The sequence below is a fragment of the Inquilinus sp. NPDC058860 genome (genome assembly GCF_042743185.1).
Taxonomy (GTDB): domain Bacteria; phylum Pseudomonadota; class Alphaproteobacteria; order DSM-16000; family Inquilinaceae; genus Inquilinus.
The window spans coordinates 1-26,976 of record NZ_JBHYMS010000014.1 but is presented as its reverse complement, the minus strand read 5'-3'; the positions used below and the strand labels follow the sequence as shown (position 1 = coordinate 26,976).

The window sequence follows — 26,976 nt, the reverse complement described above, 5'->3', positions numbered from 1 at the left end:
CGCCCCGCCTATGCAAGAGGTTTTTTGCGGGATTTTTTCTGGCCCCGCGATCAGCGGTTCCGCTCCTCGCCGTCATCCTCGATTTCGACGTCGACATCCTCTTCCGCGAGGTCGTCGGCGTCCTCGATCAGAACGTCCTCGTCCTCGCCGAGATCCTCCTCGGCGTCGAACTCGTCGGCCGGCGCCTTCTCCTTGACGGGGACGTCCTCGTCCTCCTCGACCAAGGTCTCGTCGAGGTCGCCCTCGTCGATCACCTCGACCTCTTCGGCCGCCTCGTCCTCGACGGCCTCTTCCTCCTCGGTCTCGTCCTCGAGCAACGCGTCGCTGTCGTTCTTGACGGCGCGCACCTTCTCGACCGGCTCGTCGATGATGGTCGAGCGCGACCGGCGCGACTTCAGGAAGGCCTCCGGGTCGTACTCGGTGCCGCATTTCGGGCAGATGATCGGGTCACGCTGCAGATCGTAGTAGCGGGCCCCGCAATTGTGGCAGATGCGCTTGGCGCCCCATTCAGGCTTCGCCACGCCGAGCCTCCTCGGGTCATGTCGGGATAGAGGGCGCCATCTGCCACGCGGAATGCCGGCTGTCAAAAACAAAACGCCGCGATGATCGCGGCTCGCCGTTCCACCGCCGTCCCTGCCATGCTATCAGCCCGCGGGTTCGGCAGCTCTCGCCCCGGGACGCAACCCGGGGCCGGTGATGGGGAAGGTCGCCTTGCAACTCGTGATCTCGCGCCCGTCCGGCGCCTGGAAGCCGGCGGCATGACCGTCATCGCCATCGACGGCACCGCCGCCTCGGGGAAGGGCACGCTGGCCCGCCGCCTGGCTGCCGCCTACGGCTTCGATCATCTCGACACCGGCCTGCTGTACCGCGCCGTCGGCGTCGCCGTGCTGCGCGCCGGCGGCAGCCCGGACGATCCGATCGCCGGCCTCGCCGCGGTGCTGGCGCTGGACCCGGCGACGCTCGGGGACCCCGATCTGCGCGGCGACGCCGCGGCCCAGGCGGCCAGCCGGGTCTCCGCCATCCCCGGGGTGCGCACCGCGCTGCTCGACTTCCAGCGCCGTTTCGCCGCGCATCCGCCGGGGGCGGTCCTCGACGGCCGCGACATCGGCACGGTGATCTGCCCGGACGCCCCGGCCAAGATCTTCGTCACCGCCACGCTGGAGACCCGCGCCGCGCGCCGGTGGAAGGAGTTGCGGGACCGCGGCCACCAGTCTATATACAAGGAGGTCCTCGACGACCTGAGACAGAGAGACGAGCGCGACCGTCGCCGCGCCGTGGCCCCATTGGTCCCGGCGAGCGACGCTTTTCTGTTGGATACGAGCCAGCTGACGGCGGACCAGGTGTTCGATCAGGCTCTGGCTTATGTGTCCCGCCGGATCGGCCCCCCGCGCGACGCCGTCTGACCCTCGGGCCGTCGTCGATCGAATGATGGAGATTCGGGCATCGGGCCCGACCCGGACATCGCGCTCTCCCAGGCGGGACGACCCGCCGGCGCGGCGACCGGTTTGTCTCTAACGGGAGTTTTCATGGCTACTAGTTCCGCCGCCGTCAAATCGACCGAGAGGGAAAGCTTCGCCGCCCTTCTCGAGGAGTCGCTCGGCCAGTCCGAGAGCTTCGAGGGTACCGTCGTCAAGGGCCGGGTGATCTCGGTCGACAACGACATGGTGCTGATCGATGTGGGGCTGAAGTCCGAGGGGCGCGTGGCGCTCAAGGAATTCGCCGTTCCGGGCCAGCAGGTCGAGCTCGTCCCGGGGGACACCGTCGAGGTGTTCATCGAGCGCATGGAGGACAAGAACGGCGAGGCCGTGCTGTCCCGCGAGAAGGCCAAGCGTGAAGAGGCCTGGACCGCGCTCGAGAAGTCGTTCACCGATCAGCTGCGCGTCACCGGCGTGATCTTCGGCAAGGTCAAGGGCGGCTTCACCGTCGACCTGAACGGCGCCGTCGCCTTCCTGCCGGGCAGCCAGGTCGACATCCGGCCGGTGCGCGACATCAGCCCGCTGATGGGCACGCCGCAGCCGTTCCAGATCCTCAAGATGGACCGCTCGCGCGGCAACATCGTGGTGTCGCGCCGCGCCGTGCTCGAGGAGAGCCGCGCCGAGGCCCGCTCCGAGCTGGTCGCCAACCTCAAGGAAGGCCAGGTCCTCGAGGGCGTGGTCAAGAACATCACCGACTACGGCGCCTTCGTCGATCTGGGCGGCGTGGACGGCCTGCTGCACGTCACCGACATCGCGTGGCGCCGCATCAACCACCCGTCCGAGGCGCTGCAGATCGGCCAGGCCGTCAAGGTCCAGGTCGTCCGCTTCAACCCGGAGACCCAGCGCATCAGCCTCGGCATGAAGCAGCTCGAGGCCGATCCGTGGGAGGGCGTGGTCGCCAAGTACCCGGCGGGTGCCCGCTTCCGCGGCCGCGTGACCAACATCACCGACTACGGCGCCTTCGTCGAGCTGGAGCCGGGCATCGAAGGCCTGGTCCATGTCTCGGAGATGAGCTGGACCAAGAAGAACGTCCACCCGGGCAAGATCGTCTCCACCTCCCAGGAGGTCGAGGTGATGGTGCTCGACGTCGATCCGGTGAAGCGCCGCATCAGCCTCGGGCTGAAGCAGTGCCTGCCGAACCCGTGGGAGGTGTTCGCCGAGAAGTACCCGGCCGGCACCGAGCTCGAGGGCGAGGTCAAGAACATCACCGAATTCGGTCTGTTCGTCGGCCTGCCGGGCGAGATCGACGGCATGGTTCACCTCTCCGACATCGCCTGGGACCGTCCGGGCGAAGAGGCGATCCAGGAGTTCAAGAAGGGCGACCAGGTCAAGGTCAAGGTCCTCGACGTCGACGTCGAGAAGGAGCGCATCAGCCTCGGCATGAAGCAGCTCACCGAGGACACCTTCGAGAAGGCGGCCACCACCGGCGGCCTGCGCAAGGGTGAGGTCGTCACCGGCACGGTCACGGAAGTGAACGACGGCGGTGTCGAGGTCTCGGTCGGCGACGGGCTGATCGGCTTCATCCGCAAGTCCGACCTGTCGCGCGACCGGTCGGAGCAGCGGCCGGACCGCTTCTCCGTCGGCGACAAGGTCGACGCCAAGGTGATGCAGGTCGACCGCGCCGCCCGCAAGGTCTCGCTCTCCATCAAGGCCAAGGAGGTCGAGGAGGAGAAGCAGGCGATGGCCGAGTACGGCTCGTCCGACTCGGGCGCCTCGCTGGGTGACATCCTCGGCGCTGCCCTGCGCAAGGCGCGCGAGAATACGACCGAAGAGAAGTAAGCCTGGGCCTCACGGCCTCGGCCGGGCCCGCCTCCGCAAGGAGGCGGGCCTTTTCCTTTTTGGGCTCAGCTTCGACCAATCCGGCCATTGACAACCGGCCTTCAGAAGCCGAGGGACGGGATCGGGGGGAAAGAAAGCGCCGGTTCCGATTCCGAAAGGCCCCATCATGAGCGCAGCCGCGACCTCCCGATCGAAGGCGATGGCCGTCCTCCGCGTCTCCAGCGGCAACTTCCTGGAGATGTACGACTTCATGGTCTACGGCTACTACGCCGCGTACATCGCCAAGGTCTTCTTCCCGACCGGGAACGAGTTCGCTTCGCTGATGCTGTCGCTCGGCACCTTCGGAGCCGGGTTCCTGATGCGGCCGCTCGGCGCCCTGGTGCTCGGCGCCTATATCGACCGGCACGGGCGGCGCGCCGGCCTTCTCTTGACGCTCGGGCTGATGGCGGTCGGCACCCTGACCATCGGTCTGCTGCCGGGCTACGAGACCCTGGGCCTGCTGGCGCCCGTCCTGGTCCTGCTCGGCCGGCTGCTGCAGGGCTTCTCGGCCGGGGTCGAGCTCGGCGGCGTCTCGGTCTATCTGGCCGAGATCGCGACGCCGGGAAACAAGGGCCTCTATACCGCATGGCAGTCGGGCAGCCAGCAGGTGGCCGTGATCGTCGCCGCCCTCCTCGGCGTGCTGCTCAGCGCGCTGCTGCCGCCGGACCAGGTCGCCCTGTGGGGCTGGCGGGTGCCGCTGCTGGTCGGCTGCCTGATCGTGCCGCTGATCTTCCTGCTGCGCCGCTCGCTGCAGGAGACCGAGGCCTTCCAGGCCCGGGCGCACCGCCGCCCGACCGTGTCGCAGATCCTGCGCTCGCTGGCCGACAACTGGGCCATCGTCCTGCTCGGCATGATGCTGGTGACGATGACCACGGTCAGCTTCTACCTGATCACCGCCTATACCCCGACCTTCGGCAACCAGGCGCTGCACCTGGCCGGCATCGACAGCCTGGTGGTGACGCTGTGCATCGGCATCACCAACCTGATCTGGCTGCCACTCTCCGGCGCCCTGTCCGACCGCGTCGGCCGCACGCCCATTCTGGTTGCCTGCACCGTGCTGATGCTGGTCACCGCCTATCCGGCGATGCTGTGGCTGGTCGACGCCCCGTCCTTCGGCCGGCTGCTGGAGGTCGAGCTGTGGCTGTCCTTCCTTTACGGCAGCTACAACGGCGCGATGATCCCGTTCCTGACCGAGATCATGCCGGAGGATGTGCGCACCAGCGGCTTCTCGCTGGCCTACAGCCTGGCCACCGCGACCTTCGGCGGCTTCACCCCGGCGATCTGCACCTGGCTGATCCACGCCACCGGCAATTCGGCGATGCCCGGGCTGTGGGTGTCCTTCGCGGCGCTGTGCGGCCTGGTCGCGACCCTGCTGGTGGTCCGCGGCCGTCGCGGCACGGCCCCGGAGATGCGCCCGGCGGAGTGATCCTCGGGGCGGAAATCCCTTTGTCCAGAAGCACTTGCCCTTGCTTTCGCGCGGCCGTGCTGGCACCATCCGGCTGCCGTCAACTCAAGCGAGGCGATGCGGCTGTGACCCGTGTCGACAAAAAGGCGGCGGACAGGGATTCGGGAGACATGACCAAGTCCGAACTGATCATGCGGCTTGCCGAGCGCAATCCGCATCTCTACCAGCGTGACGTCGAGCGCATCGTCACCACCATCTTCGACCGGATCACCGCGGCGCTGGCGGAAGGCCAGCGGGTCGAGCTGCGCGGCTTCGGCGCCTTCTCGGTGAAGCGCCGCGACGCCCGCACCGGGCGCAACCCGCGCACCGGCGTGGCGGTCGACGTGTCGGAGAAGCTGGTGCCGTTCTTCAAGACCGGCAAGCAGCTGCGCGAGCGGCTGAACACCGATGACTGACGGGCCGGCGACGCCGGGCCCGGCCCACCACGAGGGATAGCCCGTGCGGTACATCGCCTGGATCGTCACCATCCCCTTCGCCCTGCTGCTGCTGTCCTTCGCGATCAGCAACCGGGAGGCGGTGACGCTCGGCCTCTGGCCGCTGCCGTTCCGGATCGACGCGCCGGTCTATCTGGTGGCGCTGCTGCCGCTGCTGTTCGGCGTCGTGATCGGCGGCCTCGTCCTCTGGTTCGGCCGCTTTGCCACCGGCCTGCGCATGCGCCGGCTGGAGACCCGGCTGGCCGCGACCCAGAAGGATCTGGAGGGGCTGAAGGCGCGGCAGCGCCCCGGCATCCCGGCCACCGCCAACCGCAACGGCGATCCGGCCCGCCCGGCCCTGCCTGCCGCCGGCCAGCGCTGAAGACATCATCATGCTCGCCATCGACGCTGCCGCCCTGGACCGGGCGATCGACACACGCGCCCTGATCGAGGCGCTGCGCCAGGCCTTCCGTCGCGAGGTGGAGGCACCGTTGCGCCACCACCACACCATGCCGACCGCGGCCGGCGACGCCACCCTGCTGATCATGCCGGCCTGGGAGCGTGAGCAGGCGATCGGCATCAAGCTGGTGTCGCTGATGCCGGGCAACCCGGCGAAGGACCTGCCCTTCATCGTCGGCTCCTACCTGCTGCTCGACGGCGCCACCGGCGTGCCACGGGCGATCATGGACGGGCCGACGCTGACCAACCGCCGCACCGCCGCGGCCTCGGCGCTGGCCGCCGACTATCTGGCCCGGCCGGACGCGTCGCGCATGGTGATGGTCGGCGCCGGGGCTTTGGCGCCGCATTTCATCCGCGCCCATGCCGCGGTGCGGCCGCTCACCGACATCGCGATCTGGACACGCCGGCCGGAGCAGTCGGCGGAGCTCGCGAAGACACTGGCGGCGGAGGGCCTGCCGGTCCGTGCCGTCGCCGACCTCGAGGCGGCGGTGCGCGCGGCCGACCTGGTCTCCTGCGCCACCCAGTCGCGCCAGCCGATCGTGCGCGGCGCCTGGCTGCAGCCGGGCGCCCATCTCGACCTCGCCGGCGCCTATCTGCCCGCGATGCGCGAGAGCGACGACGAGGCGGTGCGCCGGGCGCGGATCTTCGTCGACACCCGCGCCGGCGCGCTGGCCGAGGCCGGCGACCTGCTGCAGCCGATCCAGGCCGGGGTGATCGGCGCGGACGCGATCCTGGCCGACCTGCACGACCTGACCCGCGGCACCGCGGCGGGCCGTGGCTCGCCGGACGAGATCACCCTGTTCAAATCGGTCGGCACCGCCCTCGAGGACCTCGCCGCCGCCCGCCTGGCGGTCGCGACGCTGGAAGGGCAGGGGGCTTAGCAAAGCGGATCACGCACGCGCTTCCCCTTTCTGTCATTGCCGGGCTTGACCCGGCAATCCAGGGGCCCCCCGGAGCGGCATCGACATTCCATGGATGCCCGGGTCAAGCCCGGGCATGACAGTGTGGGGTGCGAGTGTGCTTGAATGAGGCGGCGTCGCAGATGATCGGCATCGCCGTCGAGCGGCCTGGGACGGTTCTCAAGAGGATCAGGACATGAGCGTCTTTCCCCTGCGATTGCCGGACGATCTGAAGGACAAGGCAGCGGCCCAGGCAGCGGAGGCCGGCGTCAGCCTGAACCAGTTCATCGCGGTGGCCGTGGCCTCCCGAGTCGGTGCCCAGGCGGAGGCGGAACGCTACTTCGCCGCGCGGGCCGCCCGTGTCGCGCCCGGCCGGGCCAAAGCCGTTCTGGAGAAGGCCGGCATCGGCAATCCGCCGCGGGCCGACGACCAGATCGAATCCTGATCGGGAAGACAGCATGACCAGCATCGTCGTCGGCGCCGGGGTGATGGGGCTGGCCGCCGCCTGGCACCTGGCCCGGGCCGGAGAGGCCGTCACGCTGCTGGAGCGCGGGCCGATCCCGAACCCGTCGGCGGCTTCCTGGGACAGCCACCGGCTGATCCGCGCCCTCTATCCTGGCCGGCCCGGCTACACCCGCATGGCGCTCGACGCCTATGCCGCCTGGGACGAGGTCTGGGCCGCCGCCGGCGTGCGCCACTACGAGAATTGCGGCTCGATCGCCTTCAGCCGGGCCGAGGGCGACTGGGCCGATGGCTGCCGCGCCCCGCTCGACGCGCTCGGCGCCGCCTATGAGCTGCTGCCGCCGGACGAGCTGGCACGCCGCTTCCCGTTCCTGATCCCGGACGGCATCCGCTGGGGCCTGTTCATGCCCGAGGGCGGCGTGCTGTTCGCCGACCGCATCGTCGCGACCCTGGTCGATCTGTGCCGCGCCGCCGGCGTGACGCTGCGGCCGGACGCGCCGGTCCGGGCGGTCGATGCCGAGGCCGGCACCGTCACCTTGGCCTCGGGCACCCTGGCCTCGGGCGAGACCCTGCAGGCCGATTCGGTCGTGGTCACGGCCGGCGCCTGGGTCGGCGGGCTGTTCCCGGACCTGGCCGGGCGGCTCACGCCCTACCGCCAGCTCGTGGTCTATCTCGATCCGCCGGCCGAAGTCGCCGCCGCCTGGGCCGCGGCGCCGGGCATCATCGATTGCGGCTTCCCCGACGACCATTGGGCGATCCCGCCGGTCGGCGGCACCCGGCTGAAGATCGGCGTCGGCGCCTGGAAGCGCCGGGCCGACCCCGAGGCCGACCCGGCCGTCGCGGCGGGGGAGGCGGAGGCCTTCCGCGAGCGCTATCGGCCGGTGCTGCGCAGCCTTGACGAGTATCGCATTCTCGAAGCCCGCCCCTGCCGCTATATCTTCACCGCGGACAGCCGCTTCGTGCTGGAGCGGCGCGGCCGGGCCTGGCTGGTCAGCCCCTGCTCGGGCCACGGCTTCAAGTTCGGGGCGCTGATCGGCCGGGCAGTGGCCGACGGCGTGCTCGGCCGGCGCGCCGCCGACGAGTTGACGTCCTGGGCGGCCGGCCACCTGCCGGCGGAGGGAGATCGAGCATGACCACGAATCCGGTTTTCTGCGCCATCGACGCGCCGACGCTGGACGAGGCGAAGCGGCTCACCGGCCTGGTCGCAAACGCCGTCGGCGGCATCAAGCTCGGCCTCGAATTCTTCATGGCGGCGGGGCCGGAAGGGGTGCGGGCGGCCCGGCCCACCGGCGTGCCGCTGTTCCTCGACATCAAGCTGCACGACATCCCGAACACCGTGGCCGGCGCGATCCGCTCGGTGGTGCCGCTGTCCCCGACCTACATCACCCTCCACGCCGCCGGCGGCCGGGCGATGATGCAGGCGGCGGCCGAGGCGGCTGCGAGCGAGGCGGACAAGCTGGGCGTGCCGCGGCCGAAGCTGCTGGGCGTCACCGTGCTGACCAGCCTCGACGTCGCCGATCTCGAGGCGGTGGGGCAGGGGATGGAGGTCGCAGGCCAGGTCGAGCGTCTGGCCCGGCTGGCCGAATCGAGCGGCCTCGATGGCATCGTCTGCGCCCCGACCGAGATCGCCCGGCTGCGCCGCATCCTGAAGCCCTCGACCGTGCTGATGGTGCCCGGCATCCGCCCGCCCGGCGCGGCCGCCGGCGACCAGAAGCGGGTGATGACGCCGAAGGAGGCGATGGAGGCGGGCGCCACCCATCTCGTCATCGGCCGCCCGATCACCGGCGCCGCCGACCCCGCCGCCGCGGCGCGCGACATAGCGGCCCAGCTCGGCCTCGCGCTTGATGCCGAGGCCGCGGCACCCCAGACTCCTGAGTCATGACCGTCGAAGCCAAGATCTGCGGCATCCGCACCCCCGAGGTGCTCGAGGCTGCGGCGAAGCATGGGGCCCGCTGGGTCGGCTTGAACTTCTACCCGCCCAGCCCGCGGTCGGTGGCGCCGGATCTGGGCGCCGAGCTGGCGCGCCAGGTGCCGACGGGGCTGCGCAGCGTCGGCCTGTTCGTCGACCCGACGGAGGACGAGCTCGCCTCCGTGCTCGGCCGGGTGCCGCTCGACATGATCCAGCTGCACGGCGCCGAGACGCCGGAGCGGGTGGCCGAGATCCGCGGCCGCTGGGCCATGCCGGTGATGAAGGCGGTCAAGATCGCGACCGTCGACGACCTGGCCGCGATCCCGGCCTATGAGGCGGTGGCCGACCGGCTGCTGTTCGACGCCAAGCCGCCCCCGGGCGTCACGGCCCTGCCGGGCGGCAACGGCCTGGCCTTCGACTGGTCGATCCTGTCCGGCCGGACCTGGTCGAAACCCTGGATGCTGGCCGGCGGCCTGACCGAGGCCAATGTCGCCGAGGCGGTGGCCCGCACCGGCGCCACCGTGGTCGACGTCTCCTCCAGCATCGAGGAGCGCCCGGGCCACAAGACCCCGGAGCGGGTGCAGCGCTTCCTCGCCGCGGTCCGGGCCCTGGCCGACGCCAAGGTCTGACCGCCCGCCCTGCACTCCATGCGGGTCTGCGATGCGCGCGCCTCGGGCATTCGCCACAAATGTTTGGCGCGCGCCGCGGTCGCCGCTAAGGTCACGGCTCCCTCCGCCCCATTGATGCCACGATTTGTGCCGGGAGCCGCCCCGCGTGACCGAGACCGCACCCTTCCAGCCCCGTCCGAACAGCTTCCGCACGGGCCCGGACGAGAACGGCCGCTTCGGCCTCTATGGCGGCCGTTTCGTCGCCGAGACGCTGATGCCGCTGATCCTGGAGGTCGAGAAGGCCTACGCCTCGGCCCGCAAGGACGCCGAGTTCAGCAGCGAACTGCGCTATTACCTGACGCATTACGTCGGCCGGCCCAGCCCGCTCTATTTCGCCGAGCGGATCACCGAGCAGCTCGGCGGCGCCCGCGTCTACTTCAAGCGCGAGGAGCTGAACCACACCGGCGCGCACAAGATCAACAACTGCATGGGCCAGGTGCTGCTGGCCCGGCGCATGGGCAAGACCCGGATCATCGCCGAGACCGGCGCCGGCCAGCACGGCGTCGCCACCGCCACGGTCTGCGCCCTGTTCGGCCTGCCCTGCACCATCTACATGGGCGAGGTCGATATCGAGCGGCAGAAGCCGAATGTGTTCCGGATGAAGCTCTTGGGCGCCGAGGTGGTGCCCGTCGTCTCCGGCAGCCGGACGCTGAAGGACGCGATGAACGAGGCCCTGCGCGACTGGGTCACCAATGTCGAGGACACCTTCTACATCATCGGCACGGTCGCCGGCCCGCATCCCTACCCCCTGCTGGTGCGCGACTTCCAGTCGGTGATCGGCAACGAGACGCGCGACCAGATCATGCAGGCCGAAGGCCGCATGCCGGACACCCTGGTGGCGGCGATCGGCGGCGGATCCAACGCCCTCGGCCTGTTCCACCCCTTCCTCGACATGCCCGAGATCGCGATCCACGGCGTCGAGGCGGCGGGCCACGGCCTCGACAGCGGCCAGCATGCGGCGTCGCTGACCGGCGGCCGCCCCGGCGTGCTGCACGGCAACCGCACCTATCTCCTGCAGACCGCCGACGGCCAGATCGAGGAGGCGCATTCGATCTCCGCCGGCCTCGACTATCCCGGCATCGGGCCGGAGCATGCCTGGCTGCACGATGTCGGCCGGGTGAAATACGTCTCCGTCACCGACACGGAGGCGCTGGAGGCGTTCCAGCTCTGCGCCCGGCTCGAAGGCATCATCCCGGCGCTCGAATCGGCCCATGCCCTGGCGCATGTGATGAAGATCGCGCCCGACCTGCCCCAGGACAACCTGCTCGTCATGTGCCTCAGCGGCCGCGGCGACAAGGACATCTTCACGGTGGCCGACGCGCTCGGAGTGCAGATCTGATGACCCGCATCACCGCACGCTTCGCCGAGCTGAAGGCTAGAGATCGGGCCGCCCTGGTCGCCTTCGTCACCGCCGGCGATCCGGATCCGGAGACGAGCTTCAAGATCCTCGAAGGCCTGCCCCAGGCCGGCGCCGACCTGATCGAGATCGGCATGCCCTTCACCGATCCGATGGCCGACGGCCCGGCGATCCAGGCAGCCGGCCTGCGGGCGCTGGCCGCCGGCATGACGCTGGCCAAGACGCTTGACCTGGTGCGCCGCTTCCGCGCCGGCGACCAGGCCACGCCGGTGGTGCTGATGGGCTACTACAACCCGGTCTATTCCTACGGCGTCGAGCGCTTCCTGGCCGACGCCAAGGCGGCCGGGGTGGACGGGCTGATCGTGGTCGACCTGCCGCCGGAGGAGGATGCCGAGCTGTGCCTGCCGGCGCTGGCGGCGGGGATCGACTTCATCCGCCTGGCGACGCCGACCACCGACGACGCCCGGCTGCCGGCCGTGCTGCGGAACACCTCGGGCTTCATCTATTACGTCTCGGTCACCGGCATCACCGGCGCGGCCGCGGCCAATGCGGCGGCGGTGCAGCCGGCGGTCGACCGGCTGCGGCGCCATACCGACCTGCCGGTGGCCGTGGGCTTCGGCATCCGCACGCCGGAGGCGGCGGCCGCCATCGCCCGCATCGCCGACGCCGCGGTGGTCGGCTCCGCCATCGTCGAGGAGATCCGCCACTCGCTGCACGCCGATGGCCGCCCGACCGCCGCTACGGTCGAGTCGCCGCTGGCCCTGGTGCGCCGCCTGGCCGAGGGTGTCCGCGGGGCACGGTGAGCGCTGCTTGCCGTCGGTGGCGGCAGGTCAGGTCCTGGACAGAAGCTGCGTCTTCGTGCCGGTCTCTTCGATCAGCGATGCCGCCTTGCGGTCGAAGGTCACGAACACCTCGCCGCCCAGGCGGCGGCCCTCGAAGGCGATAACGCCATCGGCGAAATCGCCGCCGGCCTCGAGGATGGTAAGGCCCACATCGGCGGCCGGCCTGTCGGCCGCCACGGTGGCGCTGCTCAGCAACCGGCGCATCGCCGCGGCGGTCTGGCTCGGTGTCTTCTTGTAGCCGCGCATCAATACCCAGACGAATTCGCACAATGTCGGCAGGGTGATGGCGATGCTGTCGGCGTCGCGGAGTGTCGCTTCCGCCAGCGCGGCCTGCTCCGGATCGTCCTGCACAGCGGCTCGGGCCAGCAGGTTGGTGTCGGCGATGATCTTCACTTTTCGCCGGCCCATCCTGCAGCGGCGATTTCACCGATTTCCTCGATCGACAGCTTGGGCGTCCCGGGCCCGGCTAGGCAGCCGAAGAAATCATCGATGGTGCCCGATGCCTTTGCCGACCGGACCTCCGCCCGGCCATCCGGCAGCAGGTCGACGGCGATCTTGTCCCCTGGCGCCACGCCGAGATGCTGGAGCAGCTCCTTGCGGAGGGTCACTTGACCCTTCGCTGTGACGGTGAGGAGTGTCATCATTAGTAAAGGCCCTGTAAGGCTTTGCAGCCTTACATATAAGGCGATATCTCCTTACCCTCAAGACGCGCCCTCATCTTGACGCGCCCGGCCGAAAGGCGGAGAACCGCGCCATGAACTGGCTGACCAACTACATTCGGCCGAAACTCCGTGCGCTCGTTTCCTCGTCCCGGCCGGAGACGCCGGACAATCTGTGGACGAAGTGCCCGAGTTGCGAGGCGATGCTGTTCCATCGCGACCTGGAGGCCAACTTCCGTGTCTGCCAGCATTGCGGCCATCATATGCGGCTGGATCCGCCGAAGCGGTTGGCCATGCTGTTCGACGACGGCAAATACGAGACGATCGAGCTGCCGAAGCCGGTGGTCGATCCGCTCAAGTTCCGCGACACCAAGCGTTACACCGATCGGCTGAGGGACGACCAGGCCAAGACCGGCCGCAACGACGCCATTGTCGTCGCCCACGGCAAGTTAGGCGATCGCGACACCGTGGTCGCCGCCTTCGATTTCAGCTTCATCGCCGGCACCATGGGCATGGCGGTGGGCGAGGGGCTGGTCGCCGCCGCCAGGCTGGCGGTGGCGCAGCACGCGCCCTTGGTCGTGGTGTCGGCCTCGGGCGGCGCCCGGATGCAGGAAGGCATCCTGTCGCTGATGCAGATGCCGCGCTCGATCATCGCGGTCGAGCAGGTGAAGGACGCTGGTATGCCCTATATCGTGGTGCTGACCGACCCGACCTTCGGTGGCGTCACCGCCTCCTTCGCCATGGTCGGCGACGTGCATGTCGCCGAATGCGGCGCCGAGATTGCCTTCGCCGGTGGCCGCGTGGTCGAGGGAACGATCCGCGAAACCATGCCGGAAGGCTTCCGGCGCGCCGAATACCTACTGGACCATGGCATGGTCGATGTCGTGGTCGCGCGCAAGGAATTGCGCGACACGCTGATCCGCACCCTCGGCCATCTGACCGGCGGCATCCGGGCGGCCGCGGCATAGCCGGCGCCCCTCATCTTGACGCGCCGGGCCGAAAGGCGGAAAACCGCGCCATGAACTGGCTGACCAACTACATCCGCCCGAAGATCCGGGCTCTCGTCTCCTCGTCCCGGCCGGAGACGCCGGACAATCTGTGGACGAAGTGCGGGAACTGCGAGGCGATGCTGTTCCATCGCGACCTGGAGGCGAATCTCTACGTCTGCCAGCATTGCGGCCACCACATGCGCCTGTCGCCGACCAAGCGGCTGGCCATGCTGTTCGACGACGGCAAGTACGAGACCATCGAGCTGCCGAAGCCGGCCGTCGACCCGCTCAAGTTCCGCGACACCGAGCGCTACACCGACCGGCTGAAGAAGGCGCAGGCCAAGACCGGCGCCGGCGACGCCCTCGTCGTCGCCCATGGCAAGATGGGCGGCCACGACACCGTGGTCGCCGCCTTCGACTTCAGCTTCATGGGCGGGTCGATGGGCATGGCGGTGGGCGAGGGGCTGGTCGCTGCCGCCAAGCTGGCGGTGATGCAGCATGCGCCGCTGGTCGTGGTGCCGGCTTCGGGCGGCGCCCGCATGCAGGAAGGCATCCTGTCGCTGATGCAGATGCCGCGCTCGATCATCGCGGTCGAGCAGGTCAAGGAAGCCGGCCTGCCCTATATCGTGGTGCTGACCGACCCGACCACGGGCGGCGTCACCGCCTCCTTCGCCATGGTCGGCGACATCCACATCGCCGAGCGCGGCTCGCAGATCGGCTTCGCCGGCGCCCGGGTGATCGAGGAGACGATCCGCGAGACGCTGCCGGAGGGCTTCCAGCGCGCCGAATACCTGCTCGACCACGGCATGGTCGACGTGGTGGTGACGCGCAAGGAGCTGCGGGAGACGCTGATCCGCACCCTCGGCCACCTGACGGGTGGGCTGCATCCGGTCCCGGCCGACATCGAGGTCGACCCGGCCGACCTCGCCGCTGCGGCCGTGATCGAGGGCGAGCCCGCCTATCGTGCCTGAGGCAAGCGCGGCCGCGGCCCGCTTGGCGCAGGTCGAGGCCGCGCTCGACCGGCTGACCCATCTGCATCCGAAGCGGATCGACCTGTCGCTCGGCCGCACCGAAAGGCTGCTGGCGGCGCTGGGCGACCCGCAGCTACGCCTGCCGCCGGTCGTCCATGTCGGCGGCACCAACGGCAAGGGGTCGACCACCGCTTTCCTGCGCGCCTTCCTGGAGCAGGCGGGCTATCGCGTCCATGTCTACACCTCGCCGCATCTGGTGCGGTTCCACGAGCGCATCCGCCTCGCCGGGTCGTTGATCGACAGCGCGGCACTGGTCGACCTGCTGGAGCGGGTCGAGACCGCCAATGCCGGCCAGCCGGTGACCTTCTTCGAGGCGACGACCGCCGCGGCCTTCTTGGCCTTCGCCGAGGTCCCGGCCGACGCGGTTCTGCTCGAGGTCGGCCTCGGCGGGCGCTACGACAGCACCAATGTGGTGCCGCGCCCGGCCGCGACCGCGGTCACCCGCATCTCCATGGACCACATGCAGTTCCTCGGCGACACGATTGAGGCGATCGCGGCGGAGAAGGCGGCCATCGCCAAGCCCGGCGTGCCGATGGTGGTGGCGCCGCAGCAGAACGCCGCGGCGCTGGCCGTCCTGACCCGGGAGATCGAATCGGCCGGGGCGCCGCTGCACCTCGCCGGCCGTGACTGGTCGGTGACTCCCGCGGCGGCCGGCTTCCTTCTTCGCACGGCCGAAGGAGAGCGCTCCTATTCCCGCCCGGCGCTGCCCGGCGACCATCAGTTCGCCAACGCCGCCACCGCGATCCGGCTGCGCGACCTTCTCGCCGGCTTCGACATCCCGGAGGAGGCGGTGCGCCGCGGCCTCGCCTCGGTCGAATGGCCGGCGCGGCTGCAGCGCCTGACCCGCGGCCCGCTGGCCGCCCTGCTGCCGCCGGGCTGGGAGCTGTGGCTCGACGGCGGCCACAACGACAGCGCCGGCGAGGTGCTGGGGCAATGGCTCGGCGGGCTCGACCCGCGGCCGCTGCACCTGGTCTGCGGCATGCTGGAGAGCAAGCAGCCGCAGGAGTTCCTGCGGCCCCTGGCGCCCTTCGTCCGGTCGATCCGCGCCGTGCGGATCCCGGGCGAGGACGCCAGCCTGCCGGCCGAAGCCGTGGCCGATCACGCCCGCGCCGTCGGGCTGACCGATGTCGCCGCGGCCGATGACCTCGAAGCCGCGGTCGCCGCCGCGGCCCGGCCCGGCGACCCGCCCGGCCGGGTGCTGATCTGCGGCTCGCTCTACCTCGCCGGCCGGGTGCTGGCCGGCAACGGCTGAGGCCCCGTTGCCACTTTCCTCCGCCGCGCCTATTGTCGCCGCCCGAATATGAACGGACAGCCCATGGCCGACCGACCCATTCCCGCCGACATCGCCGCCCTGAGCTTCGAGGACGCCCTCGCCGAGCTGGAGACGATCGTCCGCCAGCTCGAGGCGGGGCAGGGCAAGCTCGATGACAACATATCGGCCTATGAGCGCGGTGCCTTGCTTCGCGCTCATTGCGAGGCGAAGCTGCGCGAGGCGCAGGCGCGGGTCGAGATGATCTCGCGCGCCGCCGACGGCACCGTCACCGCCAAACCCACGACTTTCGATTGAGGCCGTGTCTTGTCGATTGATCTGAGCAAAGCCATGGCCGAGACGGGCGCGCAGCTCGAGCGCGTCCTGGACCGCCTGCTGCCCAAGCCCCAGGCGGGCGAACCGCCGCTGGCCGACGCCATCCGCTACGCCTCGCTGGGCGGCGGCAAGCGGCTGCGCCCGTTCCTGGTGGTGTCGTCCGCGCGGCTGTTCGGCGTCGCCGAAAGCTGCGCCCTGCGCGTCGGCGCGGCGGTCGAGATGATCCATTGTTACTCGCTGGTCCATGACGACCTGCCGGCGATGGACAATGACGACCTGCGCCGAGGCAAGCCGACGACGCACAAGGCCTATGACGAGGCCACCGCGATCCTGGCCGGCGACGCGCTGCTGACCCAGGCCTTCGAGGTGCTGGCCGGCGCCGAGACCCATGCCGACCCGAAGGTCCGCATCGCGCTGGTCGCCGCCCTGGCCCGCGCGGCCGGCGCCGCCGGCATGGTCGGCGGCCAGGCGCTCGACATGCAGGCGGAGCAGGCGCCGCTGACCGAGATCGGCGCCATCACCCGGCTGCAGCGGCTGAAGACCGGCGCGCTGTTCGAGTTCTCCTGCGAGGCCGGGGCGATCCTCGGCAAGATCGAGGATTCGCGGCGCGGCGCGCTGCAGGCCTATGCCCATGACATGGGCCTGGCCTTCCAGATCGCCGACGACCTGCTCGACGTCCGCGGCCGGGCCGAGGAGATCGGCAAGACCCCGGGCAAGGATCAGGCGGCGGGCAAGGCGACCTTCGTCTCGATCCTCGGCCTCGAGCGCGCCGAATCCCAGGCCCGGATGCTGGCCGACCAGGCCTGCCGCCATCTCGACGTGTTCGGCGACCGGGCCGAGGCGCTGCGCGCCGTCGCCCGCTTCGTGGTCGAACGCAAGGCCTGACGTGACCGCGTAGGTCGGGTTCGCCGGCAAGCGAACCCAACTTGTGGGACCAGCCCCCGACGCCCTTGCATGCCCGGCCCGTGCCCTTACCGCTTCCGTCCGACAATTTCCTCGGGCAGAGAGGGGCGAACGGAACGGGGGAAACGCGGGAATGGCGGCGATCGGCGCCCAGAAGCTGGATGGTCGGGCGGAGGGCGGGCACGGGCCCGGCATCCTGCTGTTCTTCCTCGGCATGTCGCTGTTCACCTTCAATGACGCGCTGGGCAAGTGGCTGGTCGCCGACTACACGGTCGGCCAGGTGCTGCTGATCCGCAGCATCGGCGCCTTCATCCTGCTGCTGCCCTGGGTGATCCGCGGCTTCCGCGGCCTGCTGACGCCGGACCAGCCCTGGATGAACCTGCTGCGGGTCAGCCTGATGGCGGCCGAGGTCGCGATCTTCTATCTCGCCGTGCGCGGCCTGCCGCTGGCCGACGTCATGACCTTCTACATGGCCTCGCCGCTGATCGTCACCGCGCTGTCGGTGCCGCTGCTCGGCGAGAAGGTCGGGCCGCGGCGCTGGGCGGCGGTGCTGATCGGCTTCATCGGCGTGCTGATCGTGCTGCGCCCGACCGGGGCGGCGCTGTCCTCCTCGGCCCTGATCGCGCTGGCCGGCGCCACCCTGTTCAGCCTGATCCTGATCGTCACCCGCCGCGTCCGCCACACCGGCGGGCTCGGCCTGATCACCTACCAGATCGTCGGCACCGGCCTGGCCGGCGCCGCCACCGTGCCCTTCGCCTGGGTGCCGCCGACCCCGTTCGACTGGGCGCTGCTGCTCGGCCTCGGCGTGGTGGCGATGAGCGCGCATCTGTGCCTGAACAAGGCGCTGTCTCTGGCCCCGGCCGCGGTGGTCGCGCCCTATCAGTACTCCACCATCGTCATTGCCGCGGCGCTCGGCTGGGCGGTCTGGGGCGACGTGCCGACGACCAACATCGTCATCGGCAACCTGGTGATCATCGCCTCCGGCCTGTTCATCTACTACCGCGAGCGGCAGCTCAAAGGAGAGTAGGTTGGGTTCGCGTGGCAAACCCAACATGTTGACGCCGGGATGATCCGCTGTCGGGTTCGCGATCGCGAACCCGACCTACGGGTTCACAAATTCCCTGGATTCCCCGGCTTCAGCTCCCCGACCGCGACCAGCGACCCGTCATCGCCGAGCAGCTGCACCTTGGTGCCGTCCAGCTGGATCTTGTCGCATTCCTTGGTCTCGCCCAGGTCGAAGCACATCCGGTCGCCCTCGATCGACCATTGCCCGGCATAGGGGCCGTCGTCGCCCAGCCCGTGGATGGTGCCGTCCGTGGCGTAGAACTCGGTGTATTCCACGTCGCCGGCCGTGCCCTCGATGGTGTTGCCGACGATCCGGGCCTGGATCTCGGCGGCGGTCAGCGTATCGGCGGCCAAGGCCGCGGCCGGCAGCAGCAACGGAAGGACGATCGCCAGGGGTCGAATCATGGGGCGGCTCCGCGAAGGACGCGCGATCATAGTCGCGTCGCCGCGGCAGGGGGAGGGCCGTTCCGTCGCCCCCGCTGCGTCATGGTTTCGACGCGATCTCGCGTATAGTTTGTCGCAGGGGCTCCGCCCGTCGGGGCGCCGTGATGGGGGATGTCATGGCCATGAAGCTGCGTTTCGCCACCTTTGCCGCGGCGGCGGCGCTCCTGACCGCGACCCTGGCTCTCCCTCCCGTCGCCTCCGCCTACCAGGCGCCGGGCTTCGCCGCCGGCGCCGCGGCCTACGCCAGGAAGCTGGAGCAGCAGGCCAGCGCCGTCCCCGCCGACCAGCGGGCCGACCTGAAGGTGCTGCGGTCCCGCGCCGCCGACGCCGCCCAGGGCGAGCGCTGGGGCGATGCGGTCACGGCCTGGCAGCTGATTCTCGGCCAGCGTCCCGCCGACGCCGGCGCCTGGTACGGCCTGGCCCAGGCGTTGCAGCAGACCTCGCCTTATTCGCAGGACGGGCTGAACGCCGCCTTCGCCGCCTACAGCAACGCCGGCACCGACAAGCTGCGCGGCGCCGCCCTGATCCTGCTGGCCCGGGGGCTGGAGCAGCAGGACAAGGGCCGCGAGGCGATCAAGGTCGCGGCCGAGGGCGCGCAGCTGGCGCCGACCGACGACAACACCGAATACGCCGCCAATCTGCGCGAGCAATACGGCTTCCGCGTCACCTCGACCTATGCCCAGAACGACCGCGACGCGCCGCAGCTCTGCGCCGACTTCTCCGACCCGATCGTCGACGGCCGCACCGTCCGCTATTCCGACTATGTCCGGATCGAGCCGGCGGTGCCGGTCGAGGTGATCCCGTCGGACAAGCAGCTGTGCCTCGAAGGCGTGTCCTTCGGCCAGACCTACACCGTCACGCTCCTGGCCGGCATCAAGTCGGTCGACGGCGACGCGCTCACCGCCGATGACAGCTTCGACCTGACGGTCGAGGACCGGGCGCCCAGCGTGGTGTTCCGCGGCAGCGCCTATGTCCTGCCCAAGGGCGGCGAGGGCACGGTGCCGCTGACCACGGTCAACGTCTCCGAGGTCAAGCTGCGCCTGCTGCGCATCAACGACCGCAACCTGATCGACCAGGTGGCCCAGGGCCGCATCGGCCAGATGCTGGAAAGCTACGACGTCGACAGCCTGGCCCAGGATGCGGGCGAGGAGGTGTGGTCCGGCGCCATGCCGGTCGAGGGCGAGACCAACAAGGCGGCGATCACCGGCGTGCCGATGGACACGCTGCTGCCGCAGCCGAAGCCGGGCGTCTACCTGCTCGCGGCGGTGGACGCCAAGGCCGCAGACAACTCGGATGAGGGGGACAGCTACCAGACCCCGGGTACGCAGTGGATCGTGGTCACCGATCTCGGCCTCGCCACCTTCTCCGGCCAGCAGGGGCTGACCGTGACGGCGCGCTCCCTGTCCTCGGCCAAGGCCCAGTCCGGCGTGAAGCTGGCGCTGCTGGCCCGCAACAACTCGGTGCTGGGCGAGGCTGAGACCGACGCCGGCGGCCTGGCCACCTTCCCGGCCGGGGTGATGGCCGGGCAGGGCGGCAACCGGCCGGCCGCGGTCTATGCCTACGGCTCCGGCGATTTCACCTTCCTTGATCTCACCGGCCCGGCCTTCGACCTGTCCGACCGCGGCGTCAGCGGCCGGGCCGAGCCGGGGCCGCTCGACGCCTTCCTCTACCCCGAGCGCGGCGTCTACCGCCCGGGCGAGACGGTGCATCTGACCACGCTGCTGCGCAACGAGCGCGCGGCGGCGATCGACGGCGTGCCGCTGACCGTCAAGATCAGCCGGCCGGACGGGGTCGAGGCCCGGGTGCAGCAGGTGTCGGACCAGGGCGGCGGCTCCTACAGCCTCGACGTGCCGCTGGCCGACAGCGCCTATACCGGCACCTGGATGGCGGAGGCTTATGTCGACCCGAAGGGCCAGGCGATCGGCAGCACCGCCTTTCAGGTCGAGGACTTCGTGCCGGCGCGGATCCGCGTCGACCTGAAGACCGAGGTCAAGGACCTGCGCGTCGCCAAGCCGGCGGTCGTCACCATCGACGCCCAGTTCCTGTACGGCGCCCCAGCGGCCGACCTCGCCACCGAGGCCAGCCTGACCCTGCGCCAGGCGGCCCAGCCCTTCCCGGACTTCTCCGACTACCAGTTCGGCCTGGTGCAGGACGCCTTCTCGCCCCGCACCCGCCCGATCACCACCCCGGCGACCGACGCCGCGGGCCAGAGCCGGGTCGACATCCTCCTGGATGGCCTGCCCGACACCACCGTGCCGCTCGAGGCGGAACTACGCACCGCGGTGTTCGATTCCAGCGGCCGCACCGCCAACGAGACCACGACCCTGCCGGTCCGGCAGGAGCATCCCTGGATCGGCGTCAAGCCGCTGTTCTCGGGCTCGCTGGCCGAGGGCTCCGACGCGCGCTTCGAGGTCATCGGCCTCGACGCCGGCGGCCGCCCGGCCGCGCTCCGTGGCCTGCGCTGGGACCTGGTGGAGGAGATCCACGACTACCAGTGGTATTCAACCGACGGCCGCTGGGACTACAAGGTCGTCACCCGCGACCGCAAGGTGGCGGACGGCACCCTCGACGTGGCCCCGAACGCGCCGGCGGCGATCCGCCAGGCGGTCGGCTGGGGCAATTTCCGGCTCGACGTCTACGACCCGAAGGGCGGCGGCGCCACCTCGGCCCGGTTCTATGCCGGCTGGTGGGTGTCGGACGACCCGAACCCGACGCCGGACAAGCTGACCGTCGCCCTCGACCGCACCAGCTACAAGGCCGGCGACACCGCCCGGGTGCGGATCGAGCCGCCCTTCGCCGGCGACGTGCTGCTGTTCATCGCCAATGACCGGGTGCTGGAGACGCGGGACGTCTCCGTCCCGGCCGACGGCGCCACCGTCGAGATCCCGGTCTCCTCCGACTGGGGCGCCGGCGCCTATGTCCTGGCCACCGCCTTCCGCCCCTCGGGCGAGGGCGGGCAGCGCCGGCACGGCCCCGGCCGCGCCGTCGGCGTCGCCTGGTTCGGCATCGACGTCACCGAACGGGTGCTGGGCGTCTCGATCGATGCGCCGGCCGAGATCCGGCCGAACCAGCGGCTCGACCTGCCGCTCACCGTCACCGGCGTGCCGCAGGGGCAGAGCGCCTGGGTCACCCTGGCTGCGGTGGACGAGGGCATCCTGCTGCTCACCGACTTCCAGTCGCCGGACCCGACCGACCATTATTTCGGCCGCCGCGCCCTCGGGGTCGAGATGCGCGACGCCTACGGAAGGCTGATCGTCAGCGACGGCCGCCGCGGCCAGGTCCGCACCGGCGGCGACGCCGCGGCCTCGCAGATGTCCGGCCTGCCGAAGCGTTCCACCCGCACCGTCGCGCTCTACAGCGGCATCCTGCCGGTCGGCGCCGACGGTCGCGTCTCCGTGCCGCTCGACCTGCCGGATTTCGACGGCGAGCTGCGGTTGATGGCGGTGGCCTGGACGCCGACCGCGCTCGGCGCCGCCTCCACCGCGATGAAGGTGCGCGACCCGGTGATCGCCGAGATCGGCGTGCCGCGCTTCCTGGCGCCGGGCGACGAGGCGCAGCTGGCCTTCTCGCTGCGCAACCTGTCCGGCCCGGCCGGCGACTACGGAATCCGCGTCGCGGTCGAAGGCCCGCTCTCGGCCGCCGCATCCCAGTTCACCGAGACCGTCGCGGCCGGGGCGGAGGCGCGGCGGGCGATCCCGCTGACCGCGACCGCCACCGGCGTCGGCAAGATCAAGATCAGCGTCACCGGTCCCGACGGCTTCCAGCGCGACCGCGACTGGGACCTGTCGGTGCGCCCGGCCCAGGCGCTGACCACCGACCGCATCGCCACCATCGTCAACCCCGGCCAGTCGGCGGTGCTGAACGCCGACCTCGTGAAAGGCTTCCTGCCCGACACGGTGCAGGTCTTCGCCAGCTTCTCCACCCGCCCGACCTTCGACATCCCGGGCCTGCTGAAGTCGCTGGACGAATACCCCTATGGCTGCGTCGAGCAGACCACCAGCCGCGCCCTGCCGCTGCTTTACGTCTCCAAGGTGGCGGAGAAGGTCGACAGCGGCTTCCGGCCGGACGACGTCCGCCGCCGGGTGCAGGGGGCGATCGACCGGATCATGACGGCGCAGCAGCCGGGCGGCGGCTTCGGCATGTGGTCGCCCTTCGGCAACGCCAACCCCTGGCTCTCCGCCTATGCGCTCGACTTCCTGACCCGGGCGCGCGCCGAGGGCGGCTACCGCATCCCCGAGCGCTCCTACCAGCGCGGCATCAAGTTCCTGTCGAATTATCTCGACTGGTACGAGGCGCGCACGGAATGCACCCCGGCCAGCGCCTATGCACTCTATGTCGTGGCCCGGGCCGGCGGCGGCGATGTCGGCACCATGCGCTACTACGTCGACAACTGCCTGCCGAAGTACCAGACGCCGGTGTCGCAGGCGCAGATCGCCGCGGCCGCCGCCCAGTTCGGCGACACGGCGCGCACCGCCAAGGCCTTCGCCGCGGCGACCTCGACCGAGCGTCCCACCAACTTCTACGGCGATTACGGCTCGCCGCTGCGCGACCATGCCGCCACCGCGGCGCTGCTGCACGAAGCCAGGCAGCCGCAGGACGCGGTGCTGCAGCAGGTCGACATCGCCGCCGATCTGTTCGCCAAGGACCGGTGGTGGAGCACCCAGGACATGACCTGGATGCTGATCGCGGCCGACGCGGCGCTGGACGGCGCCGCGCCGCTGTCGCTCGACGTCGCCGGCCGCGCGGTGGCGGATCCGGGGACGGTCTACCGGTTCAACCCGGACGCCGCGGCCCTGGCCGCCGGCATCCCGGTGAAGAACACTGGCGACGGGCCGATGCGGCAGGTGCTGACCGTCCGCGGCGTGCCCTCGGCGCCGCTGCCGGCGGGCGGCGACGGCTTCGAGATCACCCGCACCTATCTCGACCGCGACGGCCGCCCCTTCGACCCGGCCAAGACGGCGGTGAAGCAGGGCGACCTCGTCACCGTGCTGCTGCGCGGCCGCGCCACCGACGACCTGGACCACCAGGCACTGGTGGTCGACCTGCTGCCGGCGGGGCTGGAGATCGAGAACCCGTCGGTCGGCAAGGGCGCGCAGCTCGGCGACATCGCCGACACGCTGTCGGACACGCAGCATGTCGAGATGCGCGACGACCGCTACGTTGCGGCGATCGACCTGACCAGCGACACCCGGTACTTCACGGTCGCCTATCTCGCCCGCGCCGTGACGCCGGGCCGCTTCGCCCTGCCGGCGCCCTATGTCGAGGACATGTACCGCCCGCAATACAACGCCCGCGGCGGCTTCGGGGCGCTGACCATCGAGCCGCGGAAGTAGCCGGCCGCTCATCCTCCCCGTCCCCGGACGGGGAGGATGCCGGTTTCAAGATCTGCTGCCAGCCGCCTCGTCAGAGGCGCTCAGTATTCCGCGAATCTCCCGTGGGATTCCATGTTCCGAATTCCCCGCCGGCTTCCGGGCGGATTCTGCCGTCCAGCTGATTGCGGTGATGACCGCTTTCCGCTCTTGACGGCCATGGAACATCATCATCGGCCCGTCCCGCGATGCTCCAGACTCGACATTTCACGTCAACTCCGACAAAGATCGTACACGAAATCCGGAGGATCGCGTGTCGGCCACCAGGCTGGACATCGACGGCGGCATGGAAGCGCAGGCCATGAGCATCATTCCCGGCCTGGACCTGCCGGCCTTCCAGGCGCCGGACCGCGAGGCCTCGGTCTATGAGGCGATCCGCGAGGACATCATCTCGGGCCGCATCCCGGCCAATGCCCGCCTGATCGTCGCCGATCTCGCCGGGCGGCACGGCACCTCGACCAATCCGGTGCGCGAGGCGCTGCAGCAGCTGCGCGGCGAGGGCTTCGTCGTGATGACGCCCAATCGCGGGGCGCGCGTGCGGCCGATCGACGAGGACTTCATCCGCGACATCTACGAGATCGAGGTCCTGATCGAGCCGGCGCTGACGCGCTGGTTCGTCGGCATCGCGACCGATGCCGACATCGCCGCGCTGGAGGCGCTGCACGCCGAGATGCTGCGGCTCAACTACTCGGACCCGGTGCGGCACGGGCTGCTCGACACCCAGTTCCACCACACGATGTACGAACGCCACTACAACCGGCACGCGGTCGATCTGTGGTGGAAGCACCGCGAGATCCTGCGCGCGATCAGCCGGCGGCTGCCGATCTCGCTCGGCCGCCAGGCCGCGGTGATGCGGGAGCACCAGGAGGTCCTGGACGCGATCAAGGCCCATGACGCCGATGCGGCGGCGGCCGTGATCGCCCGTCATGTCGAGGGATCCGGCCGCCACATCATCGAACAGATGCGTGCGTCGCGCCGCAACAGTCGGAAAGAGTTGAGCGTATCAGGAAACTGACTTAGGCTGTCGCAAAATATACAAGACGCGAATTGCTTAAGACTGGCAATATCGCTGCAGGAGGAGGAAAGCAGGCAGCTGCCGGACATCACGTTTCCGGAAGGGAAGGTTGATTTTTGGTCGATCGACGACTGTCGGTCGGGTGGTGAGATCTTTTGACTTCGTGAAAATGGGAAGGCGCATCGCCGCGCCGGAAAAGCGCCCGGGAGGTGCAAAGACGACATTTGCACCGTTCGATAATCACAGGGAGGAGATCTGTCCTATGTTCGATCTGAGACGCCTTGCCGGCCTTGTGCTCGCCGCGGCGGCGATCATTGCGCCGGCCGCGGCCTTCGCGCAGAGCGCCGGCCTGCCGGCCGCGCAGGAGATCACGCCCAAGGGCGCGCTGCCGAGCGTTCCCCGCAACCAGACGCTCGTCCTCGGCTGGGGGGTCGCGGGCGGCACCTCCGTCGGCACCACCAACCCCTGGGTGCTGCCGGGCTATACGCATCAGGAAGGCAACAACCTGCTGTTCGAGCCGCTGATGTATTTCGCCATCTTCAAGGGCGAATTCATCCCGTGGCTCGCCGACAGCATGGAATACACGCCGGACTTCAAGACGCTCGAGATCAAGCTCAACAAGGATGCCAGATGGAGCGACGGCAAGCCAGTCACGTCCAAGGACGTGGTCTACACCTTCGAAGGACAGATGAAGTATGAGACTCTGCCCTATCACGCGCATTTCCAGCAATTCGTCGACAGCGTCAGCGCCAAGGACGACCTGACCGTCGAGGTCAAGTTCAAGCAGCCGGCGCCGCGCTTCAAGTTCGAGGTGCTGACCGAGAAGTTCGACACCGGCCTGCCGATCGTGCCGGCGGAATGGGAATCGGCCCAGCCGAACCCGACGGCGGCCGTGGGCCTCGACCAGATCCCGCATTCGGGCCCCTACGACGTCGTCGCCTGGAACGCCAATCAGAAGATCATGGACCTGCGTCCCGACTGGTGGGCGGTGAAGGCGGGGCGGATGGCCGAGCCGGCGGTGAAGCGCGTCGTCATCGTCAACGTGCTGAACCAGCCGATCGACACGGTGGCCCAGCGGCTGGTGAACAACGAGTTCGATTCCTCGGTCGACATGCGGGCCCAGGTGATCGGCAACATCGTCGAGCAGAACACGGACATCCAGTCCTGGACGGGCACGGAATCACCCTATGGCTATCTCGACTGGTGGCCGAACTCGCTGTGGATGAACACCCAGCTCGAGCCCTACAGCGATGTGCGGGTGCGCAAGGCGATCAGCCTCGCGATCGACCGCGATCGCATCGACGAGGTGCTGTATGACGGCGCCAAGATCGCGACCATCTATCCGTTCCCGCTCTACCCGAACCTGCAGAAATTCGCCGAGTCCGAGGCCGTGAAGGCCGAGCAGGCGAAGTACCAGCCCGGCAAGTTCGACGTCGCGGAGAGCGAGACGCTGATGACCGAGGCCGGCTTCACCAAGAACGGCGACGGCCTTTGGGAGAAGAACGGCAAGACCTTCGACGCCACCATCCATGCCTTCGAAAACATCCATGGCGACATCGCCCCGGTCCTGGCGGAGATGCTGCGCCAGGCCGGCTTCGACGCGAATGTCAACTTCGGCACCGATGCCTATCAGGCGATGGTGGACGGCAAGCCCGGCCTCTATCTCTTCGGCCACGGCGCCAGCCTCTACGATCCGTTCGAGGCCATGAACCTGTTCCATGGCAAGTACAGCAACACGATCGGCTCGGCGGCCGGCAACAACCGCTTCTCGCGCTACAAGAACCCCGAGCTCGACAAGATCCTCGACGAGATCTCGCCGCTCGCCTCCGACGACCCGAAGTTCCAGGAAGGCGCGGCGAAGGCTCTCGGCATCTACTGGCGCGACGTGATCGACGTGCCGGTCATCCAGTGGCTGCATCGGATCCCGTACAACAACCACTATTGGAAGGGTTGGCCGAGCGCCTCGAACCCTGCCCTGGGCACCAACGGCGCGTTCTGGGCCCATACCGGCCTCTTGGTGATCACGTCGCTGCAGCCGACGGGCGCGCCGTAGTGGCTGGAGCCCCTTCTTTTCTTGTCCCCCCTCCCCTTGCGGGAGGGGGGCAGGGGGAGGGGTCTGCGCGCGTCCGCGCGCGAATGGGCAGAGACC

The 26,976-nt window shown here is 69.8% G+C and carries 25 protein-coding genes; 21 read left to right on the top strand and 4 right to left on the bottom strand.

All coding sequences use genetic code 11. The features are described from left to right. Positions 1 to 50: 50 nt before the first annotated feature. On the bottom strand, positions 51 to 521 hold the full coding sequence (locus tag ACFW16_RS11880) for a TIGR02300 family protein (RefSeq protein ID WP_380305080.1): 471 nt from the start codon (positions 519 to 521) through the stop codon (positions 51 to 53). A gap of 237 nt (positions 522 to 758) precedes the next feature. Here ACFW16_RS11880 and ACFW16_RS11875 point away from each other — a divergent pair, with 237 nt between their 5' ends. The 12 genes from ACFW16_RS11875 (at position 759) to trpA (ending at position 11,728) form a co-directional block, all read left to right on the top strand. After that, complete coding sequence (locus ACFW16_RS11875; protein ID WP_380305078.1) at positions 759 to 1,403, top strand: (d)CMP kinase; 645 nt, start codon at positions 759 to 761, stop codon at positions 1,401 to 1,403. 123 nt (positions 1,404 to 1,526) lie between these two features. After that, complete coding sequence (gene rpsA / locus ACFW16_RS11870; RefSeq protein ID WP_380305076.1) at positions 1,527 to 3,254, top strand: 30S ribosomal protein S1; 1,728 nt, start codon at positions 1,527 to 1,529, stop codon at positions 3,252 to 3,254. A 166-nt stretch (positions 3,255 to 3,420) separates the two neighbouring features. Then, entirely contained in the window at positions 3,421 to 4,719 is a 1,299-nt protein-coding gene (locus tag ACFW16_RS11865) for an MFS transporter (protein ID WP_380305074.1), read from the top strand. Between the two features lie 149 nt (positions 4,720 to 4,868). Beyond that, on the top strand, positions 4,869 to 5,153 hold the full coding sequence (locus ACFW16_RS11860; RefSeq protein WP_342235324.1) for an integration host factor subunit beta: 285 nt from the start codon (positions 4,869 to 4,871) through the stop codon (positions 5,151 to 5,153). Between the two features lie 43 nt (positions 5,154 to 5,196). After that, positions 5,197 to 5,553 (top strand): lipopolysaccharide assembly protein LapA domain-containing protein, encoded by a 357-nt coding sequence (locus ACFW16_RS11855; protein WP_380305072.1) that lies wholly within the window; start codon positions 5,197 to 5,199, stop codon positions 5,551 to 5,553. Between the two features lie 10 nt (positions 5,554 to 5,563). Further along, positions 5,564 to 6,511 carry an ornithine cyclodeaminase family protein gene (locus ACFW16_RS11850; RefSeq protein ID WP_380305070.1) on the top strand — a complete coding sequence of 316 codons (948 nt, stop codon included), beginning with the start codon at positions 5,564 to 5,566 and terminating at the stop codon, positions 6,509 to 6,511. A gap of 214 nt (positions 6,512 to 6,725) precedes the next feature. Then, complete coding sequence (locus ACFW16_RS11845) at positions 6,726 to 6,974, top strand: toxin-antitoxin system HicB family antitoxin (protein WP_380305068.1); 249 nt, start codon at positions 6,726 to 6,728, stop codon at positions 6,972 to 6,974. Positions 6,975 to 6,987: 13 nt separating this feature from the next. Continuing rightward, on the top strand, positions 6,988 to 8,124 hold the full coding sequence (locus ACFW16_RS11840) for an NAD(P)/FAD-dependent oxidoreductase (RefSeq protein ID WP_380305067.1): 1,137 nt from the start codon (positions 6,988 to 6,990) through the stop codon (positions 8,122 to 8,124). Next, complete coding sequence (gene pyrF, locus ACFW16_RS11835; RefSeq protein ID WP_380305065.1) at positions 8,121 to 8,873, top strand: orotidine-5'-phosphate decarboxylase; 753 nt, start codon at positions 8,121 to 8,123, stop codon at positions 8,871 to 8,873. The genes ACFW16_RS11840 and pyrF overlap by 4 nt, the downstream gene beginning before the upstream one ends. Then, positions 8,870 to 9,529: a phosphoribosylanthranilate isomerase gene (locus ACFW16_RS11830; protein ID WP_380305063.1), complete on the top strand. Its 660-nt coding sequence runs from the start codon at positions 8,870 to 8,872 to the stop codon at positions 9,527 to 9,529. Before pyrF ends, ACFW16_RS11830 begins: the two co-directional genes overlap by 4 nt. A gap of 145 nt (positions 9,530 to 9,674) precedes the next feature. Beyond that, positions 9,675 to 10,907, top strand: coding sequence for a tryptophan synthase subunit beta (gene trpB / locus ACFW16_RS11825; RefSeq protein WP_380305061.1), 1,233 nt, complete (start codon positions 9,675 to 9,677; stop codon positions 10,905 to 10,907). After that, on the top strand, positions 10,907 to 11,728 hold the full coding sequence (gene trpA / locus ACFW16_RS11820; protein ID WP_380305059.1) for a tryptophan synthase subunit alpha: 822 nt from the start codon (positions 10,907 to 10,909) through the stop codon (positions 11,726 to 11,728). Before trpB ends, trpA begins: the two co-directional genes overlap by 1 nt. A 27-nt stretch (positions 11,729 to 11,755) precedes the next feature. Here trpA and ACFW16_RS11815 read toward each other — a convergent pair whose 3' ends face one another. Both ACFW16_RS11815 and ACFW16_RS11810 read right to left on the bottom strand, forming a co-directional pair. Continuing rightward, positions 11,756 to 12,160, bottom strand: a complete 405-nt coding sequence (locus ACFW16_RS11815) for a type II toxin-antitoxin system VapC family toxin (protein ID WP_380305057.1) — start codon at positions 12,158 to 12,160, stop codon at positions 11,756 to 11,758. Continuing rightward, on the bottom strand, positions 12,157 to 12,375 hold the full coding sequence (locus tag ACFW16_RS11810; protein WP_380305055.1) for an AbrB/MazE/SpoVT family DNA-binding domain-containing protein: 219 nt from the start codon (positions 12,373 to 12,375) through the stop codon (positions 12,157 to 12,159). Before ACFW16_RS11810 ends, ACFW16_RS11815 begins: the two co-directional genes overlap by 4 nt. A gap of 146 nt (positions 12,376 to 12,521) precedes the next feature. Between ACFW16_RS11810 and accD (ACFW16_RS11805) the strand changes: the two genes are divergently transcribed. From accD (ACFW16_RS11805) to ACFW16_RS11780, 6 genes are all read left to right on the top strand, one after another. After that, positions 12,522 to 13,394: an acetyl-CoA carboxylase, carboxyltransferase subunit beta gene (gene accD, locus ACFW16_RS11805; RefSeq protein ID WP_380305053.1), complete on the top strand. Its 873-nt coding sequence runs from the start codon at positions 12,522 to 12,524 to the stop codon at positions 13,392 to 13,394. Positions 13,395 to 13,444: 50 nt separating this feature from the next. Further along, positions 13,445 to 14,386, top strand: coding sequence for an acetyl-CoA carboxylase, carboxyltransferase subunit beta (gene accD / locus ACFW16_RS11800; RefSeq protein WP_380305051.1), 942 nt, complete (start codon positions 13,445 to 13,447; stop codon positions 14,384 to 14,386). After that, positions 14,379 to 15,698: a bifunctional folylpolyglutamate synthase/dihydrofolate synthase gene (locus tag ACFW16_RS11795; protein ID WP_380305049.1), complete on the top strand. Its 1,320-nt coding sequence runs from the start codon at positions 14,379 to 14,381 to the stop codon at positions 15,696 to 15,698. Before accD (ACFW16_RS11800) ends, ACFW16_RS11795 begins: the two co-directional genes overlap by 8 nt. Before the next feature lie 63 nt (positions 15,699 to 15,761). Continuing rightward, a complete protein-coding gene (locus ACFW16_RS11790; protein WP_380305047.1) occupies positions 15,762 to 16,013 on the top strand; it encodes an exodeoxyribonuclease VII small subunit in 252 nt (83 codons plus the stop codon). Between the two features lie 33 nt (positions 16,014 to 16,046). Continuing rightward, complete coding sequence (locus ACFW16_RS11785; RefSeq protein WP_380305045.1) at positions 16,047 to 16,916, top strand: polyprenyl synthetase family protein; 870 nt, start codon at positions 16,047 to 16,049, stop codon at positions 16,914 to 16,916. Between the two features lie 151 nt (positions 16,917 to 17,067). Next, the gene (locus tag ACFW16_RS11780; protein WP_380305043.1) at positions 17,068 to 17,961 is read left to right on the top strand and encodes a DMT family transporter; all 894 of its coding nucleotides are present in this window, start codon (positions 17,068 to 17,070) and stop codon (positions 17,959 to 17,961) included. A gap of 83 nt (positions 17,962 to 18,044) precedes the next feature. On the opposite strand, the gene ACFW16_RS11775 is transcribed toward ACFW16_RS11780, so the two are convergent. After that, entirely contained in the window at positions 18,045 to 18,404 is a 360-nt protein-coding gene (locus ACFW16_RS11775; protein WP_380305041.1) for a hypothetical protein, read from the bottom strand. 161 nt (positions 18,405 to 18,565) lie between these two features. On the opposite strand from ACFW16_RS11775, the gene ACFW16_RS11770 reads away from it, so the two are divergent. The 3 genes from ACFW16_RS11770 to ACFW16_RS11760 all read left to right on the top strand — a co-directional run bounded on the left by ACFW16_RS11770 (position 18,566) and on the right by ACFW16_RS11760 (position 26,880). After that, positions 18,566 to 23,776: an MG2 domain-containing protein gene (locus tag ACFW16_RS11770; protein WP_380305039.1), complete on the top strand. Its 5,211-nt coding sequence runs from the start codon at positions 18,566 to 18,568 to the stop codon at positions 23,774 to 23,776. A gap of 289 nt (positions 23,777 to 24,065) precedes the next feature. Further along, positions 24,066 to 24,827: a GntR family transcriptional regulator gene (locus ACFW16_RS11765; RefSeq protein WP_380305037.1), complete on the top strand. Its 762-nt coding sequence runs from the start codon at positions 24,066 to 24,068 to the stop codon at positions 24,825 to 24,827. A gap of 262 nt (positions 24,828 to 25,089) precedes the next feature. Beyond that, entirely contained in the window at positions 25,090 to 26,880 is a 1,791-nt protein-coding gene (locus ACFW16_RS11760; protein WP_380305035.1) for an ABC transporter substrate-binding protein, read from the top strand. Positions 26,881 to 26,976 lie beyond the last annotated feature (96 nt).

Bases quoted from the DNA above. Each gene is read 5' to 3' on its own strand.
- ACFW16_RS11775 (WP_380305041.1), bottom strand. From the start codon at position 18,404: ATGATTCGACCCCTGGCGATCGTCCTTCCGTTGCTGCTGCCGGCCGCG.
- ACFW16_RS11790 (WP_380305047.1), top strand. From the start codon at position 15,762: ATGGCCGACCGACCCATTCCCGCCGACATCGCCGCCCTGAGCTTCGAG.
- ACFW16_RS11780 (WP_380305043.1), top strand. From the start codon at position 17,068: ATGGCGGCGATCGGCGCCCAGAAGCTGGATGGTCGGGCGGAGGGCGGG.
- ACFW16_RS11860 (WP_342235324.1), top strand. From the start codon at position 4,869: ATGACCAAGTCCGAACTGATCATGCGGCTTGCCGAGCGCAATCCGCAT.
- trpA (WP_380305059.1), top strand. From the start codon at position 10,907: ATGACCCGCATCACCGCACGCTTCGCCGAGCTGAAGGCTAGAGATCGG.
- accD (WP_380305051.1), top strand. From the start codon at position 13,445: ATGAACTGGCTGACCAACTACATCCGCCCGAAGATCCGGGCTCTCGTC.
- ACFW16_RS11865 (WP_380305074.1), top strand. From the start codon at position 3,421: ATGAGCGCAGCCGCGACCTCCCGATCGAAGGCGATGGCCGTCCTCCGC.
- ACFW16_RS11785 (WP_380305045.1), top strand. From the start codon at position 16,047: ATGGCCGAGACGGGCGCGCAGCTCGAGCGCGTCCTGGACCGCCTGCTG.
- rpsA (WP_380305076.1), top strand. From the start codon at position 1,527: ATGGCTACTAGTTCCGCCGCCGTCAAATCGACCGAGAGGGAAAGCTTC.
- pyrF (WP_380305065.1), top strand. From the start codon at position 8,121: ATGACCACGAATCCGGTTTTCTGCGCCATCGACGCGCCGACGCTGGAC.
- ACFW16_RS11760 (WP_380305035.1), top strand. From the start codon at position 25,090: ATGTTCGATCTGAGACGCCTTGCCGGCCTTGTGCTCGCCGCGGCGGCG.
- ACFW16_RS11840 (WP_380305067.1), top strand. From the start codon at position 6,988: ATGACCAGCATCGTCGTCGGCGCCGGGGTGATGGGGCTGGCCGCCGCC.
- ACFW16_RS11770 (WP_380305039.1), top strand. From the start codon at position 18,566: ATGAAGCTGCGTTTCGCCACCTTTGCCGCGGCGGCGGCGCTCCTGACC.
- ACFW16_RS11845 (WP_380305068.1), top strand. From the start codon at position 6,726: ATGAGCGTCTTTCCCCTGCGATTGCCGGACGATCTGAAGGACAAGGCA.
- ACFW16_RS11875 (WP_380305078.1), top strand. From the start codon at position 759: ATGACCGTCATCGCCATCGACGGCACCGCCGCCTCGGGGAAGGGCACG.
- accD (WP_380305053.1), top strand. From the start codon at position 12,522: ATGAACTGGCTGACCAACTACATTCGGCCGAAACTCCGTGCGCTCGTT.
- ACFW16_RS11830 (WP_380305063.1), top strand. From the start codon at position 8,870: ATGACCGTCGAAGCCAAGATCTGCGGCATCCGCACCCCCGAGGTGCTC.
- ACFW16_RS11850 (WP_380305070.1), top strand. From the start codon at position 5,564: ATGCTCGCCATCGACGCTGCCGCCCTGGACCGGGCGATCGACACACGC.